The organism is Streptomyces sp. ATLC9 (assembly GCF_057196705.1).
Genome location: NZ_JBXUOY010000582.1, coordinates 1 through 501, shown reverse-complemented (window position 1 = coordinate 501; position 501 = coordinate 1). Strand labels below are relative to the sequence as shown.

General features: G+C 78.8%; 1 pseudogene. It reads left to right on the top strand.

Features of this window, described 5'->3' with window-relative positions:
- Positions 1-294: pseudogene (locus tag AC2CJA_RS27170) on the top strand (hypothetical protein); the annotation flags it as partial.
- Positions 295-501 lie beyond the last annotated feature (207 nt).

Genomic DNA, 501 nt, shown 5'->3' with positions numbered 1-501 from the left:
GCCGGCACCGACCGCTCCACCGTGCCGGGGACCGGCGCGGGACGGGCTCCCGCCCCCGCCGGCCCGGAGGCCGGCCGCTCGGGCCGGCCGCAGCTGGCGGCGGCGGTGACCGGGCTGGTCACCGGGATCCTCGCACTGGTGATCATCGCGGCGCAGTTCACCGTCCAGCTCGTCTACCGCGACTACTTCGTCTGCGTCGAGGACGCCCTCACCAACTCCTCGCGCCAGGCGTGCGAGCGGCATCTGCCCGAGGAACTGCGCCCGCTGTTCGGTGACCCCGAAGGCGGGGAGTGAGGCCGGGCGCGGGGAGCGGGACCGGCCGCGGCAGCGGAGGACACCGGGAACGCCGGGTGCTCCGGACGCCGGCGTCAGCGGGCCGGGCGCAGCCGCCAGGACCGCAGCGCCAGGGCCGCCGGTACGCCCAGGGCTGCCGTCCAGGCGAGCGCCGCGGCGCCGGTGAGCCGCCAGTCCGGGCCGAGGTGCGCCAGCGCCCCCGTGCCC